Raw genomic sequence first — 13,929 nt, 5'->3', positions numbered from 1 at the left:
AGAGGGTGAAATGGATACTGATCTTGCACTGATCCTGGGGATAGCCCTTGGTGGGCTATCCATCCCCTCCATCCTGTCAGCCGTGAGCGAGACCCAGCCGCCGCGTGTGCCCAGTCTGTTTCTGCTCGCGGGGGCGGGGCTGATCGCCTATGCGATGCTGTCTCATCCCGGTGGCTACCGCCTGGAACAGATCCCGGATGTGTTTTTCTCGGTTTTGGGACGTTTATTCTGATAATTCGCTTGCCCTTTGGCAGCAGCTTTCGTACATGGCCCTCCTGTTCGCGTGGCCGGCCGGAAGTGGCATGCCGAGTCGCGCATAGACCGAACCCGCATTGAAGGAGACGGAAATGCCCAAAATGAAGACCAAATCGAGCGCCAAAAAGCGCTTTAAGGTGACAGCGACCGGTAAGGTCCTGGCTGCTCAGGCCGGCAAACAGCACGGCATGATCAAACGCACCAAAAAATTCATCCGTAACGCACGCGGCACATCGGAGCTCTCCGCTCCCGACACCAAAATCGTCAAGGGCTATATGCCCTACGATCGCTAAGAGGAGTTTGAGATATGTCCCGCGTTAAAGGTGGTACCGTAACCCACGCCCGTCACAAGAAGGTCATCAAGGCAGCCAAAGGTTATTATGGCCGCCGCAAGAGCACCTTTAAAGTCGCCCGTCAGGCCGTCGACAAGGCAAATCAATACGCAACACGTGACCGGAAGGCGCGCAAGCGTAATTTCCGCGCTCTGTGGATCCAGCGTATCAACGCCGCCGTCCGCAGCCACGACGAAGCGCTGACATACAGCCGCTTCATCAACGGTCTGACCCTGGCCGGCATCGAAGTTGACCGTAAAGTTCTGGCCGACCTGGCCGTACACGAGCCCGAAGCCTTTGGTGCCATCGTGCGCCAGGCTCAGTCTGCACTGGCAGCGTAAGCTGGCAATCTGAACTGGCAGCTTAAGGCTTTTACAGCTTTACAGATTTGAAAGGCCGTTCCTTTGGGGCGGCCTTTTTCTATGGCTGAACCCGAAAAACCGGCGCGATGAGTGCAGCTGGAGCGGTGGTTGTTGATCGGCTCATTTCAATTTCAGGCTGCTTGTGTCGATTGTTGTTATAGGTTTGCCGCTGAACACTAGGGAAGCAGGTAAAATCTCATGAGCATCAAAGGTGTAAACTGAAGGCGGATGCGGTGATCAATGCGCGGTTTGGCAATATCCAGGTCTGTCCCTGTAGCTGGGCTTGCCGGGTGTCTACTGGCACAGCGGTCAAATTGCTGAACTAGACCTGCTTGGTCTGAAGTCACGCAGATCAGGTCTGAAACAGCACCGGCGACCAAGCCCGCTCCTATCGGGAGCGGGCTTTTTATATGGGGCAAACACCGGACCTGTCAGAGGTGAGGATTTGGCCCGCCGGACAGGCCGTCGATTGCGCCCTGCACAGTGAAACAGCGCCATGGGGAGGGCGCGTGACCCTGGTCTGCAAGCGACAACCCAGTTTCCGGCGCAATTGTTGGGGTTCAACCCGCGTCAGGGCGGTACGGAACGCAGCCATGGTCTTGCTTTCGCGCCCACCTGTGGTAGCAGAGCATAAGCCAAAACTCAGGGGACCGTCATGGACGATCTTAAAGCAAAATATCTAGGGCAGATCGCCGATGCTGCCGATGAAAACGCGCTGGAGACCATCCGTCTCGCCGCCGTTGGTAAAAAAGGCGAAGTCGCACTGAAGATGCGCGAGCTGGGCAAGATGACGCCCGAAGAGCGCCAGGTGGCCGGCCCGGCGCTGAATGCGCTGAAGGATGAGATCAACTCGGCCCTTGCTGCCAAAAAGGCCGGTCTGGCGGATGCCGCGCTGGACGAACGTCTGCGCACCGAATGGCTGGATGTGACCCTGCCGGTCCGCCCCTCGCGTCAGGGCAGCCTGCATCCGATCAGCCAGGCCCAGGAAGAGCTGACCGCAATCTTTGCCGAGCTGGGCTTTTCCGTTGCCGAAGGGCCGCGCATTGATACCGACTGGTATAACTTTGACGCGCTGAACATCCCCGGCCACCACCCGGCCCGCGCCGAAATGGACACGTTCTACATGCACCGTGCGGAAGGCGACGACCGCCCGCCGCATGTGCTGCGCACGCACACCAGCCCCGTGCAGATCCGGTCGATGGAAAAAATGGGCGCGCCCCTGCGCATCATCTGCCCCGGCGGTGTCTATCGTGCCGACTATGACCAGACCCACACGCCGATGTTCCACCAGGTCGAAGGCCTGGCGTTGGACAAAGACATCTCCATGGCGAACCTGAAATGGGTGCTGGAAGAGTTTGTCAAAAGCTTCTTTGAAGTGGACGACGTCGAGCTGCGCTTCCGCGCCTCGCACTTTCCCTTCACAGAGCCATCTGCCGAGGTCGATATTCGCTGCAGCTGGGACAATGGTCAGCTAAAGATCGGCGAAGGCGACGACTGGATGGAGATCCTGGGCTCTGGCATGGTGCACCCCAAGGTGATCGCCGCTGGCGGGATTGATCCTGATATCTACCAGGGCTTTGCCTTTGGCATCGGCATCGACCGATTGGCGATGCTGAAATATGGCATCCCCGACCTGCGCGCCTTTTTTGACAGCGACCTGCGCTGGCTGCGCCACTACGGTTTCCAGTGTCTGGACGTGCCGACCCTGCATGGTGGTTTGAGCCGTTAATAATACCTGTTTCGTGGGGCGTCAGCCCCGCGTCGCGCCCGACCCGCCCCATGGGCGGGCGCGATTGCGCCCACCCCGGTTCGGGCGCTATGCTCTCCTCAAAATTGCAAAGCACTGATTTGAGGGTTTGAGCGAATGGCTTCTGTTGAAGTGATGACGGCTTGTGAGAATGTTTGCAGGGATTTTGGGTGGTTAGGGAGTTTCCCCGATTGGGGCCCGACACTGTTGGCAAGTGCAACAGCTCTTATCATCGCGTTCTATGCTTATCCTTGGCAAAAGGAGCGTGATCGAAAGCTACAGATAGCGCTGGAGCAACGGGCCGCATACAAAGAAGTGTTTGATTTAATTTACGATTTGCAGAAAGCAGTTTCTCGGATTCGAGCTGGGAACCCTAATGACATGCGTTTGGGCATAGATGAATGCTTCAAGGCTAAGGAAAAGCTGGAGAGAGGAGCCTTGAAGGCTTCAATGCTAATAGATTTGACGATTTTGAACATGTTGTCAGATTTTATCGAGGAGGCACATGAAATGCTCAAGACACTGGCGATGGATCTTACAGAGCTTTTTCGCGAAGCGGATAGCGTTCCTGCAGCTGAGGTTTCAAAGGTATTGGAGGAACGAAAAAAAAAGGCTGCAGAGGGTATGGACGCCATTGTTAACCGGCTCTTGAATGCGATCCGAAAAGGAGCGTTTAACTTGCCGGGGCAGATCCGTATTCGTAGCCGCCGATTTGTGAGCGCAAGCGGTATGTGAGGCACGATCTGGCGCTTTTACTCCGGCCGATAGGCGACCCTCCCCACGGGAGGGCGCTTTGCACCCACCCAGGGTCAGGCGCTGCCCTTTGCGATGATCTGCAACGCAGTCGCAGGGCCCCGCCCAACGCATTTGCGCCGCAGTCGCCCACTGACATGCCGGGGAGGGCCAGCAAGACTTGCGCCGGGCGTCAATCTTTGTCATTGCCTATGCCTGTATACGCATGGCTTGCCATAGGACTCTTGACCGATGAAATTCACTCTTTCCTGGCTGAAAGATCACCTCGACACTGACGCATCAGTGGATGAGATCGCTGAAACCCTGACGGACCTTGGCCTAGAGGTCGAAGAGATCAGCAATCCCGGCGATCGGCTCAAGGATTTTACCCTGGGCTATGTGAAACACGCCGAAAAGCACCCGGATGCGGATAAGCTGCGGGTCTGCAAAGTGGACACGGATGAGGGCGAGATGCAGATCATCTGTGGCGCCCCCAACGCCCGCGAAGGCATCACCGTGGTGGTCTGCAAGCCGGGCATGTATATTCCCGGCCTCGACATCACCATTGGCGTCGGCAAAATCCGCGGCGTCGAAAGCTTTGGTATGATGGCCTCTGAGCGCGAGCTGGAGCTGTCGGATGAACACGACGGCATTATCGAGCTGCCCTCGGGCGAAGTGGGGGATCGCTTTGTTGACTGGCTGGCGGAAAACCAGCCCGCCAAGGTGGATCCGGTGATCGAGATTGCCATCACTCCAAACCGCCCCGATGCGCTGGGCATTCACGGCATTGCCCGTGATCTGGCGGCCCGTGGGCTTGGTACGTTGAAAACCTCAGACTTTGCCCCCGTCGCCGGCAGCTTTGCCTGCCCGATCAAGGTTACCATTGATGAGGATACCCAGGATGGCTGCCCGCTGTTCACCGGTCGCCTGATCAAAGGCGTCAAGAACGGCCCCAGCCCCCAGTGGCTGCAGGATCGGCTGACCGCGATTGGTCTGCGCCCGATCTCGACGCTGGTCGATATCACCAACTTCTTCACCTATGACCAGAACCGCCCGCTGCATGTCTTTGACGCGGCCAAGGTCGCTGGCAATCTGCGGGTGCATCGCGCCGCAGGCGGCGAGACCCTGAAGGCGCTGGATGAGAAAGAATATACCTTTGCGCCCGGGCAGATGGTGATCTCGGATGACAACGGCGCCGAAAGCATTGCCGGCATCATGGGCGGCGAAGACACCGGCTGTACGGATGAGACCGTGGATGTCTTCCTCGAGAGCGCCTTTTGGGATCACGTGCAGATCGCCCTTGCCGGTCGCGCGCTCAAGATCAACTCGGATGCGCGCTACCGCTTTGAACGCGGCGTCGATCCTGAGTTCACCATCCAGGGCCTGCATCTGGCGACCCAGATGATTCTGGAGCTTTGCGGTGGCGAGGCCTCGGAGGTGGTGATTGCAGGCGATGTGCCCGATCACTCCCGCGCCTATAGGCTGGATGCGGAACGGGTGCAGTCGCTGGTGGGCATGGATATCCCCGAAAGCGATCAGCGCCAGACCCTGACCCGCCTGGGTTTCCGCCTGGAAGGGAATATGGCCCATGTGCCCAGCTGGCGCCCTGATGTGCAGGGCGAGGCGGATCTGGTGGAAGAGGTTGCGCGCATTGCCTCGCTGACCAAATTGCAGGGCAAGCCGCTGGCACGGATGACTGATGGAATCCCCAAGGCCGTGATGACCCCGCAGCAGCGCCGCCAGCAGATGGCGCGGCGCACCGCCGCCAGCCTCGGCTATAACGAGGTGGTGAGCTACACCTTTATCGACCAGGCTTCGGCGGCCCTGTTTGGCGGCGGCGATGACGCCACTATGCTGGCCAACCCGATCTCGTCGGAAATGTCCCATATGCGCCCTGCTTTGCTGCCGGGCCTGTTGCAGGCGGCAGCGCGCAATCAGGCGCGTGGCTTCATGGATCTGGCGCTGTTTGAGGTTGGTCCGGCCTTCCACGGCGGCGAGCCGGGCGAGCAGCACAATCTGATTTCGGGCATTCTGGTGGGCAACACCGGCCCCAAGGATGTGCATGGCGCGGCGCGCGGCGTTGATACCTTTGACGCCAAGGCCGATATCGAAGCCATCCTGGCCGCCATCGGTGCCCCTGCCAAGGTGCAGATCCTGCGCGGCGCACAGGACTGGTGGCATCCCGGCCGTCACGGCAAGATCTGCCTCGGCCCCAAAAAGGTGCTGGGCATCTTTGGCGAGCTGCACCCCAAGGTGATCAATGCCATGGGGATCAAAGGCCCGGTTGTTGCCTTCAGCATCTGGCCGGATGAAGTACCGCTGCCGCGCAAAAGTGGCGCCACCCGGGCTGCTCTGGGACAAAGCGATCTGCAGGCGGTCGAGCGTGATTTTGCCTTTGTGGTCGATGCCGAGGTCGAAGCGCTGACGCTGGTCAATGCCGCCTCTGGTGCCGACAAGGCGCTGATCACCGATGTGCGTATCTTTGACGAATTCATTGGTGGGTCGCTGGGCGAGGGCAAAAAGAGCCTGGCCCTGACGGTGCGCCTGCAACCCAGTGACAAGACGCTGAAGGAAAAGGACATCGAGGCAGTGAGCGAGAAGATCATTACCAAGGTGACTAAGGCCACAGGCGGCACCCTGCGGGGCTAGTGCCGGTCTGGCGCTATCAGATCCAACGCAGTAAAACGCGCCTTTCGGGGCGCGTTTTATTTTGCTGCAAAGAACTCGGCCAGCAGATCATAGACCAGACGAATGCGTCGGCTGCTGTGTAGCTCACGGTGGGTTGTCAGCCAGACGGGAAAGCGGATGGGGGGCTGATCGGTCAACAGCCGTTCGACGCCGCTGGAGTGTTCGACAACATCATCTGCCATTGCTCCAATGCCAAAGCCCTGCCTGACCAGCTCCCAGGCCGCGAGCCCGCTGTTGGACCCGATACGAAAATTATCTGGTGTCAGGTGGACGCCAAGCGGTGCAAGAAATTCGATAGAACGCTGGATATCTCCAAAATTTACAAATTCATGGGAAGACAGCGCGGCCAGTGAGCCGGGCTGACCTCGGCGAGCCAGGTAACTGGGCGCGGCGTAGAAATGCGCCGTGGCCTCTTGCACCAGACGGGTGATTAGCTCTGGTTGGTCAGGGCGCACATGGCGAATGGCAATATCAGCCTCACGCCGCATCAAATCGCGGATGTCATTTGCGGCCACAATATCGATGGACAGACGTGGGGCCTGTTGGCGCAGTATCTGCAACACAGGAGGCAGCACAAAGGCTGACATCATGTCGCTGGCGGTGATGCGGATTGTGCCTTCGATGGACTGCGCCTGGGCACTGGCGGCAAGGCAGAGCCCATCGGCACCCTCTAACATCTTGCGCCCATGCGGCAAAAGTTCCCGCCCGGCATCCGTTAGGGCAAGTCTGCGCCCAAGGCGCTCAAACAGCATGACGCCCAGACTTTCTTCCAGTGCCGAGACCTGCCGGGACAGGGTTGGCTGGGTCAGGCTCAGTTGGCGCGCTGCTGCTGACAGCGTGCCAGCGTCGGCAGTCGCGAGAAAGGCGCGAATATGGGTCCAGTCAGGTTTGTTCATGCAAATATGTATAAGTTATCCCCGAATTTTAGCAATTTATATGTTGTTTCTGTATGGATAAGCTGGGCGTAAATCAGGAGAGACTGGATGAAAACCGACGCACCGTTCTGGGACAAAATTGCCCCCAAATATGCTCAAAATCCTATTCGCGATGTGGCGGCCTATCGTCAGGCGTTGGCGCGTACCTGTAGCTACCTCAAACCTGATGATCGGGTTTTAGAATTGGGCTGCGGTACGGGCTCGACAGCAATTGAGCTGGCGAGCCAAGTGGCAGAGATCACCGTTTCAGATCTGTCACAGGGCATGCTTGCCATTGCACGGGAGCGGGCCGCCACCGCCGGGGTGGGCAACATGCAGTTTCATCAGGGCAGCGTGGCGCAGGCCCCAGAGGGCACATATGATGTGGTCTTGGCGCATAACCTTTTACACCTGCTGCCCGATTTGCAGGCCGCATTGGCGCTGGTCTCTGCGCGCCTGCCAAAGGGCGCTTTGTTCATATCCAAGACACCCTGCCTAAGGGAATCGCGGAGCAGTGCCAAATATTGGTCATTCAAGGTCATGATCCCGGTGATGCGTCTTCTTGGCAAAGCGCCAACCAGCCCGGTGCATTTTTTCGATATCCCCTCGCTTGAAGCAGCGATTGAGGCCGCCGGTTTTGAGCTGGTTGAAACCGCAAATTACCCGGTTTCGACGCTGGGGCGCTATATCGTGGCCCGCCGTCTATGATTTGTGCTCTGGTGCGGCTGGGCGATCCGACATAGGTCTGGGGCAAACCAACTGGAGCAGGAGCGCAACATGACACTCAACGTTTATCTTTCTGGCGAGATCCATACCGATTGGCGCGAGCAGATCACCGAAGGTGCCAAGGGGCAGGATGTGAGCTTTCAAAGCCCGGTGACAGACCATGCCGCCAGCGATGATTGTGGCGTGGCGATTATGGGGGCTGAGGACAACAAATTCTGGCACGATCACAAGGGCGCCAAGCTCAACGCCATTCGCACCCGTAAAGGAATTGAAGATGCGGATGTGGTGGTGGTGCGCTTTGGCGAGAAATACAAACAGTGGAACGCAGCCTTTGATGCGGGTTATGCGGCGGCGTTGGGGAAATCCATCATCGTGCTAAGCCAGCCCGAGCATCAGCACGCCCTGAAAGAGGTCCATGCCGCAGCCCTGGCGGTGACGGATGAGCCGCGCCAGGTGGTAGAGATCCTGACCTATGTGTTGCAGGGCACGCTGCCCAAATGACAGCTCCAACCTTGTGGACAGAGCGGCTGATCCTGCGCCCACATGGGGTGCAGGATTTTGACGATGTGGCGGCGCTCTGGGCCGACCCGGTCGTGGTGAAATACATCGGCGGCACCCCCAACAGCCCTGAACAGTCCTGGGCGCGACTGCTGCGCTACATGGGCCATTGGCAGGCTTTGGGCTATGGCTATTGGGTGGTTTGCGATCGTGACAGCGGCGCGTTCCTGGGGGAGGTTGGCTTTGCCAATTATCGCCGCGCGGTGGCGCCACCGCTGCCGGATGTCCCCGAGGCAGGCTGGGTTCTGGCGACACAGGCCCATGGGCGCGGAATTGCCAGCGAAGCGGTGGCCTGCATCCACAACTGGGCCGACCAGACGCAGGACTGGGCACAGACGGTGGCAATTTTTGCACCTGAACATGCGGCCTCGCAGCAGGTTGCGGCAAAACAAGGGTATCAAACCTCTGGAGAGGCCACATATTTTGGCGACAGGATCCTGATCATGTCCCGTCAAAAAACTGCGGCACTTTAAAGCGTTTGGCCTCGGCAAAAACCACTCGTTAACGGGCGCTGTCTAGACTGTGGCGCAGCACATTCTTATCCCACCACTTGGTGAGCCCCGCTCTGGGGCTCCAACGGACGATACCTATGCAGAACCGAAGACGCGCGCCGAAAGAGATTACAGTCACAAGTGAAGACCAGGGCCTGTTCAAAAAGGACCTGGGTCAGTTTCGGGTTGCTTTGGTGCCGCATATCAAACGCAGCAGTCGTGGCGACCTTGTGGTGCGTGGCTACCTCGACAACACCAGAGAGGTCTTTGTGATCTTTGCTGGGCGTCGTGCCAAAGAGGCCCTGCCGATCGAGAGCCGGGTGAAAGCCATGTTTGTCCAGGCCAGCCAAGCAGCTGCAAAAGCAGGCCGCAAGCCACCAGAGGTCAATGCAATCCGGCTGCCGATACATGTCGAAGGCTCTTGGCGGTCGCGGTTTCAGCGGGATGTTTCCGGCTGGGACCACAGAAGCTTCCAGCTGCTGGCCTCTCGTTGGGCCTTTTCAGATGCCGACGGCATGACAAATCTGGGTGGTCGCCCTCCGTTTTCGTAAAAACACCCCGCCAAAGGCGGGGTGCTGGGCCCAACGGGAAGAGGGTTTTTCAAAATCCCGATGACGGGCGGGAGAATTAGGAGTCGCGTTTGATTTCCACAGTGTGGGGATAGGGGATCGAGATACCCTTGGTGTCAAAGGCTTCTTTCACCGCCTGGGTCATGGCAAATTTCACTTCCCAGTAATCGGCTGCATCCACCCAGACGCGGGTGGTCAGATCAACCGAGCTATCGCCCAGATTGGTCACCCGCACCCATGGCTCGGGGTCCTGTTTGATACGGCTGTCCGCAGCGGCCTGTTGCAGAATGATCGCTTTGGCCGCATCGGCGCTGTCGCCGTAGTCGATGCCAAAGACCATATCAACACGGCGGGTTGCGTGGTGCGAGAAGTTGGTGATCACCGCGCCCCAGGCCTGGCCATTGGGAATAATGATCTGCACATTGTCCGGTGTTGCCAGCTCTGTCACAAACAGGTTGAGATCTTTAACCGTGCCTGATGTGCCGCCAATATCGACGTATTGGCCAATCTTGTAGGGGCGAAACAACACCAGCATGAAACCGGCGGCCAGATCGCTCAGCGTGCCCTGCAGCGCCAGACCAATCGCCAGAGTGGCCGCGCCCATCATCGCCACCAGGCTGGTGGCTTCGATGCCAAAGATGCCCAGTACGGCAATCATCACCACGGCAATCAGTACCCAACGCACCATGCTGGCAACAAAATTACCCAGGGTGGCGTCGATTTCTGGGGTGGCATTGATGCGTTTGCGCAGGGCGCTGCTCACCATTCCGGCAGCGATCCAACCAATGATGAGAACGGCCAGGGCCTTGCCGCCGTTCAGCACCATGGGCCAGTAGGTAAAGCCCTTTTCAATCATATCGTCCATATCAGTCTCACTCTTCCGGTTATGTGGTTTTGCGCGGATGAAGCACAGGTGGGCGGATCCAGACAAGGGGAGATCCATAAGAAAAGGCCCCCAAAGTGATCTGGGGGCCTGCGTCTGTAAATTATGCCTATGATCCGCGCCCGGCAACAGTATCTGCGTGTTACCGTCTGAGCACAAAACGGCCCGCCGGTCGGTGGAAACTGGCGGGCCATCAGTTTGGCGGGGGGGTTAGGATTTGAGCGCCAGGGTCGGCGAGATCACATCCAGCCCCAGGGCCTTACCAACGGCATTGTAGGTCAGCTTGCCGGCATGGACATTGAGACCGTTCAACAGATGCGGGTCATCCTCGCAGGCCTGACGCCAGCCTTTGTCTGCCAGGCTCAGCATGAAGGGCAGGGTCGCATTGCCAAGCGCCTGGGTCGAGGTGCGGGCAACCGCGCCGGGCATATTGGCGACACAGTAGTGCATGATGCCATCGACCTCATAAATCGGATCGGCATGGGTGGTTGCACGGGAGGTCTCAAAACAGCCGCCCTGGTCGATGGCCACATCCACCAATGCCGCGCCGGGCTTCATATCGCTGAGCATGGCGCGCGATACCAGCTTGGGGGCTTCGGCGCCCGGGATCAGCACAGCGCCAATAACCATGTCGGCCTCGCGGACCAGCTCGGCGGTGGCACCGGCGGTGGCATACTGGTTTTTGAAGTCGCGGCCGAAGACATCATCGAGATATTTCAGCCGGGGCAGAGAACGGTCCAGAATGGTGACATCCGCGCCCATGCCAGCAGCGATCTTGGCCGCGTGGGTGCCGACAACGCCGCCGCCAATGACCACAACCCTGGCCGGGGCCACGCCGGGCACGCCGCCCATCAGAATGCCGCGACCGCCGTTGGCCTTTTGCAGCGTCCAGGCGCCGACCTGCGGCGCCAGACGGCCGGCTACTTCGGACATGGGCGCCAGCAGGGGCAGGCCGCCGGAGGCGTCGGTGACGGTTTCATAGGCGATGGCGGTGCAGCCGCTTGCCAGCAGGTCCTGGGTTTGCGCTGGATCGGGGGCCAGGTGCAGATAGGTGAACAGCAGTTGACCTTCGCGAAGCATCTTGCGCTCAACCGCTTGCGGCTCTTTTACCTTCACAATCATGTCGGCATTGGCAAAGATCTCTTCGGCGGTGTCGAGGATCATTGCCCCGGCGGTGATGTAATCCTCATCGGTAAAGCCGGCACCCAGACCGGCACCCTTTTGAATAAGGGCCTGATGGCCATGATTGACCGCTTCGCGGGCCGCGTCAGGCGTCATGCCAACCCGGAATTCCTGTGGCTTGATCTCTGTGGGGCAGCCGATTTTCATTATCTATCCTCCGTTTCCTTAGCGTCAGTCTGACGCAGGTCTGGCAACAGATGCTGCTTTTTTGGGCGGAATAAAAACATGACATTCGAAGAATCTTCACCTAAACGGGCGGAACCTAGCAAGGATCTTTGAAGAAATGTCTCTTGATAACACGGATCGTCGGATTCTACAGGTTCTGCAACGGCAGGGGCGGATCTCCAACGCCGAGCTGAGCGAGCGGGTAAACCTGTCGGCCTCCGCCTGCCATCGGCGGGTGCAGCGGCTGGAAAGCGACGCCTATATTAAAAGCTACGTTGCCCTGCTGGATGCTCGCAAGATGGCGGTGCCTACCACGGTTTTTGTCGAGATTACATTACAAAGCCAGGCGGATGAGCTGCTGGATGCATTTGAACGGGCGGTGGCGCGTATTCCGGATGTGCTGGAGTGCCATCTGATGGCCGGAACCGCAGACTACCTGCTTAAGGTTGTTGCCGAAAATACCGATGATTTTGCCCGTATCCATCGCCAGCACCTGACCCGGCTGCCGGGGGTGGCGCAGATGCAGTCAGCTTTGCCCTGCGGACCGTGTTCAAAACCACCGCGCTGCCGGTCTAGGGGCAACGGGCAAGGCTCTGAGGGTCAAGGCTTTGATGACAGTGGGTTTTGCAGATTTCCCTCTGTCGCGCTGGGTGCATCTGTGGTCTGTTGCGGAAAAACTGAGGCAGGAGACGGGCGATGGAGTGGGACTATATCGTGGTGGGCGCTGGCAGCGCTGGCTGTGTTGTCGCCAAGCGGCTGAGCGAAGCAGGCCATAAGGTCCTGCTGCTGGAGGCGGGCGGCAAAGACAATTATCACTGGGTCCATATCCCCATGGGCTATCTCTATTGTATCGACAATCCCCGCACCGACTGGATGTATCGCACCGCTGCCGAGGCAGGGTTGAATGGGCGCAGCCTGCTGTATCCCCGTGGCAAGGTGCTGGGGGGATGTTCGTCGATCAACGGCATGCTTTATCTGCGCGGGCAGGCGGCGGATTATGACGGCTGGCGCCAGCGTGGGCTGGCGGGCTGGGGCTGGGACGATGTGCTGCCCTATTTCAAAAAGTCCGAAGACTATGTGGACGGCGCGTCTGAAATGCATGGCGCTGGCGGCGAATGGCGGGTGGAAAACCAGCGGCTGCACTGGGATGTCCTGGACGACTGGATGCAGGCTGCCGCCAGCTGGGGCCTGCCCAAAGTCACCGATTTCAACACCGGCAACAACGAGGGCGTCGGCTATTTCCGGGTCAATCAGCGCGGCGGCTGGCGGATGAACACCGCCAAGGCCTTTTTGCGCACGGTCACTGGCAGCACCCTGAAGGTTGAGACCAAGGCCCATACCCGTCGCATCCTGATCGAGGACGGCCGCGCGGTTGGCGTGGAATATGACAAGGGCGGCAGCACTCATCAGGTGCGGGCGCGTGCTGAGGTGGTGCTGTCTGCCGGGGCGGTGAATTCGCCGCAGATCCTGCAACTGTCCGGGCTGGGGCCGGGGGAGCTGTTGCAGCGCCACGGCATTGCGGTGCAGCGGGATATGCCAGCGGTGGGCGCCAACCTGCAGGACCATTTGCAACTGCGCTGTGCCTGGCGGCTGGAGCGAGGAAAGACCCTGAACACCCTGGCGAACTCAACACTGGGCAAGGCCAAGATTGGCTTGGAATATGCGCTGAAGCGCTCGGGGCCGATGTCGATGGCGCCGAGTCAGCTGGGGGCGTTTTCGCGCTCGCGTCCTGATCTGGCAACTCCGGATCTGGAATATCACGTGCAGCCCCTGACACTGGAGGCCTTTGGCCAGCCGCTGCATGATTTCCCCGGGCTGACCGCCAGTGTCTGCAACCTGCGGCCTGAAAGCCGGGGCACGGTGCAGATCACGTCGGACGATCCCCATCAGGCGCCTGAGATTGCGCCAAATTACCTGTCCACCGAGGGCGATCGTCAGGTGGCGGTGGCGGCAATCCGACAGGCGCGCCAGATTATGGCGCAGCCGGCCATGCAGGGCTATGGCCCGCAGGAGATGAAGCCCGGGGGGGCTTCGGATGCGGTGGAGGATCTGGTAAAGGCCGCCGGGGAAATTGGCACCACGATTTTTCACCCCACCTGTACCGTGCATATGGGGGCAGAGGACACCGCGCCGCTGGATGCAGAGCTGCGCCTGCGAGGGGTCACAGGGCTGCGGGTGGCGGATGCCAGCGCCATGCCCACCATTCCCAGCGGCAATACCAATGCCCCCAGTATCATGATCGGTGAAAAGGCTGCGGATCTGATCCTTGCGGCTGCGCGCGGTTAGCGCTGCTGATCCTTTGAGCAGAGGGGCGATGCAGTGGTG

14 protein-coding genes and 1 pseudogene are annotated in these 13,929 nt (G+C 59.3%); 12 read left to right on the top strand and 3 right to left on the bottom strand.

Annotated features, from left to right (window positions below):
* The first annotated feature begins 10 nt into the window (after window positions 1-10).
* The 6 genes from JZI28_RS16730 (at window position 11) to pheT (ending at window position 6,077) form a co-directional block, all read left to right on the top strand.
* Window positions 11-232: a hypothetical protein gene (locus JZI28_RS16730; protein WP_295452238.1), complete on the top strand. Its 222-nt coding sequence runs from the start codon at window positions 11-13 to the stop codon at window positions 230-232.
* A gap of 115 nt (window positions 233-347) precedes the next feature.
* Window positions 348-548, top strand: a complete 201-nt coding sequence (gene rpmI / locus JZI28_RS16725) for a 50S ribosomal protein L35 (RefSeq protein ID WP_297339858.1) — start codon at window positions 348-350, stop codon at window positions 546-548.
* A gap of 14 nt (window positions 549-562) precedes the next feature.
* Entirely contained in the window at window positions 563-928 is a 366-nt protein-coding gene (gene rplT, locus JZI28_RS16720) for a 50S ribosomal protein L20 (protein WP_295452234.1), read from the top strand.
* A gap of 676 nt (window positions 929-1,604) precedes the next feature.
* Complete coding sequence (pheS, locus tag JZI28_RS16715; protein ID WP_295452232.1) at window positions 1,605-2,678, top strand: phenylalanine--tRNA ligase subunit alpha; 1,074 nt, start codon at window positions 1,605-1,607, stop codon at window positions 2,676-2,678.
* 135 nt (window positions 2,679-2,813) lie between these two features.
* Entirely contained in the window at window positions 2,814-3,431 is a 618-nt protein-coding gene (locus JZI28_RS16710) for a hypothetical protein (RefSeq protein WP_375698338.1), read from the top strand.
* Window positions 3,432-3,680: 249 nt separating this feature from the next.
* Window positions 3,681-6,077, top strand: coding sequence for a phenylalanine--tRNA ligase subunit beta (pheT, locus tag JZI28_RS16705; protein ID WP_375698337.1), 2,397 nt, complete (start codon window positions 3,681-3,683; stop codon window positions 6,075-6,077).
* Window positions 6,078-6,133: 56 nt separating this feature from the next.
* Here the strand turns inward: pheT and JZI28_RS16700 are convergent, their stop codons facing one another.
* On the bottom strand, window positions 6,134-7,012 hold the full coding sequence (locus JZI28_RS16700) for a LysR family transcriptional regulator (RefSeq protein WP_375698336.1): 879 nt from the start codon (window positions 7,010-7,012) through the stop codon (window positions 6,134-6,136).
* An 87-nt stretch (window positions 7,013-7,099) separates the two neighbouring features.
* Between JZI28_RS16700 and JZI28_RS16695 the strand changes: the two genes are divergently transcribed.
* From JZI28_RS16695 to JZI28_RS16680, 4 genes are all read left to right on the top strand, one after another.
* Window positions 7,100-7,738, top strand: coding sequence for a class I SAM-dependent methyltransferase (locus JZI28_RS16695; protein WP_295452223.1), 639 nt, complete (start codon window positions 7,100-7,102; stop codon window positions 7,736-7,738).
* A gap of 69 nt (window positions 7,739-7,807) precedes the next feature.
* Entirely contained in the window at window positions 7,808-8,257 is a 450-nt protein-coding gene (locus JZI28_RS16690; RefSeq protein ID WP_375698335.1) for a YtoQ family protein, read from the top strand.
* Window positions 8,254-8,787, top strand: coding sequence for a GNAT family N-acetyltransferase (locus JZI28_RS16685; RefSeq protein ID WP_375698334.1), 534 nt, complete (start codon window positions 8,254-8,256; stop codon window positions 8,785-8,787). The genes JZI28_RS16690 and JZI28_RS16685 overlap by 4 nt, the downstream gene beginning before the upstream one ends.
* A 116-nt stretch (window positions 8,788-8,903) precedes the next feature.
* A complete protein-coding gene (locus tag JZI28_RS16680) occupies window positions 8,904-9,356 on the top strand; it encodes a hypothetical protein (protein WP_375698333.1) in 453 nt (150 codons plus the stop codon).
* Between the two features lie 76 nt (window positions 9,357-9,432).
* Here JZI28_RS16680 and JZI28_RS16675 read toward each other — a convergent pair whose 3' ends face one another.
* The gene (locus JZI28_RS16675) at window positions 9,433-10,239 is read right to left on the bottom strand and encodes a mechanosensitive ion channel family protein (protein WP_375698332.1); all 807 of its coding nucleotides are present in this window, start codon (window positions 10,237-10,239) and stop codon (window positions 9,433-9,435) included.
* 228 nt (window positions 10,240-10,467) lie between these two features.
* Window positions 10,468-11,586 (bottom strand): alanine dehydrogenase, encoded by a 1,119-nt coding sequence (gene ald, locus JZI28_RS16670; RefSeq protein ID WP_375698331.1) that lies wholly within the window; start codon window positions 11,584-11,586, stop codon window positions 10,468-10,470.
* Between the two features lie 136 nt (window positions 11,587-11,722).
* Here ald and JZI28_RS16665 point away from each other — a divergent pair.
* Together JZI28_RS16665 and JZI28_RS16660 are read left to right on the top strand one after the other, a co-directional pair.
* Window positions 11,723-12,180, top strand: a pseudogene (locus tag JZI28_RS16665) (Lrp/AsnC family transcriptional regulator).
* 120 nt (window positions 12,181-12,300) lie between these two features.
* Window positions 12,301-13,890 carry a GMC family oxidoreductase gene (locus JZI28_RS16660; protein WP_353397814.1) on the top strand — a complete coding sequence of 530 codons (1,590 nt, stop codon included), beginning with the start codon at window positions 12,301-12,303 and terminating at the stop codon, window positions 13,888-13,890.
* Window positions 13,891-13,929: the final 39 nt, after the last annotated feature.

Origin of the sequence: Pseudophaeobacter sp. TrK17, from assembly GCF_042192375.1 — a bacterium.
GTDB lineage: Bacteria > Pseudomonadota > Alphaproteobacteria > Rhodobacterales > Rhodobacteraceae > Pseudophaeobacter.
Note: the sequence above shows the minus strand (reverse complement) of the source record. Positions and strands in the feature narration are given on the sequence as shown.

Excerpts from the sequence above, each read along its gene's own strand:
- JZI28_RS16730 (WP_295452238.1), top strand. The coding sequence starts at position 11 with ATGGATACTGATCTTGCACTGATCCTGGGGATAGCCCTTGGTGGGCTA.
- rpmI (WP_297339858.1), top strand. The coding sequence starts at position 348 with ATGCCCAAAATGAAGACCAAATCGAGCGCCAAAAAGCGCTTTAAGGTG.
- rplT (WP_295452234.1), top strand. The coding sequence starts at position 563 with ATGTCCCGCGTTAAAGGTGGTACCGTAACCCACGCCCGTCACAAGAAG.
- pheS (WP_295452232.1), top strand. The coding sequence starts at position 1,605 with ATGGACGATCTTAAAGCAAAATATCTAGGGCAGATCGCCGATGCTGCC.
- JZI28_RS16710 (WP_375698338.1), top strand. The coding sequence starts at position 2,814 with ATGGCTTCTGTTGAAGTGATGACGGCTTGTGAGAATGTTTGCAGGGAT.
- pheT (WP_375698337.1), top strand. The coding sequence starts at position 3,681 with ATGAAATTCACTCTTTCCTGGCTGAAAGATCACCTCGACACTGACGCA.
- JZI28_RS16700 (WP_375698336.1), bottom strand. The coding sequence starts at position 7,012 with ATGAACAAACCTGACTGGACCCATATTCGCGCCTTTCTCGCGACTGCC.
- JZI28_RS16695 (WP_295452223.1), top strand. The coding sequence starts at position 7,100 with ATGAAAACCGACGCACCGTTCTGGGACAAAATTGCCCCCAAATATGCT.
- JZI28_RS16690 (WP_375698335.1), top strand. The coding sequence starts at position 7,808 with ATGACACTCAACGTTTATCTTTCTGGCGAGATCCATACCGATTGGCGC.
- JZI28_RS16685 (WP_375698334.1), top strand. The coding sequence starts at position 8,254 with ATGACAGCTCCAACCTTGTGGACAGAGCGGCTGATCCTGCGCCCACAT.
- JZI28_RS16680 (WP_375698333.1), top strand. The coding sequence starts at position 8,904 with ATGCAGAACCGAAGACGCGCGCCGAAAGAGATTACAGTCACAAGTGAA.
- JZI28_RS16675 (WP_375698332.1), bottom strand. The coding sequence starts at position 10,239 with ATGGACGATATGATTGAAAAGGGCTTTACCTACTGGCCCATGGTGCTG.
- ald (WP_375698331.1), bottom strand. The coding sequence starts at position 11,586 with ATGAAAATCGGCTGCCCCACAGAGATCAAGCCACAGGAATTCCGGGTT.
- JZI28_RS16660 (WP_353397814.1), top strand. The coding sequence starts at position 12,301 with ATGGAGTGGGACTATATCGTGGTGGGCGCTGGCAGCGCTGGCTGTGTT.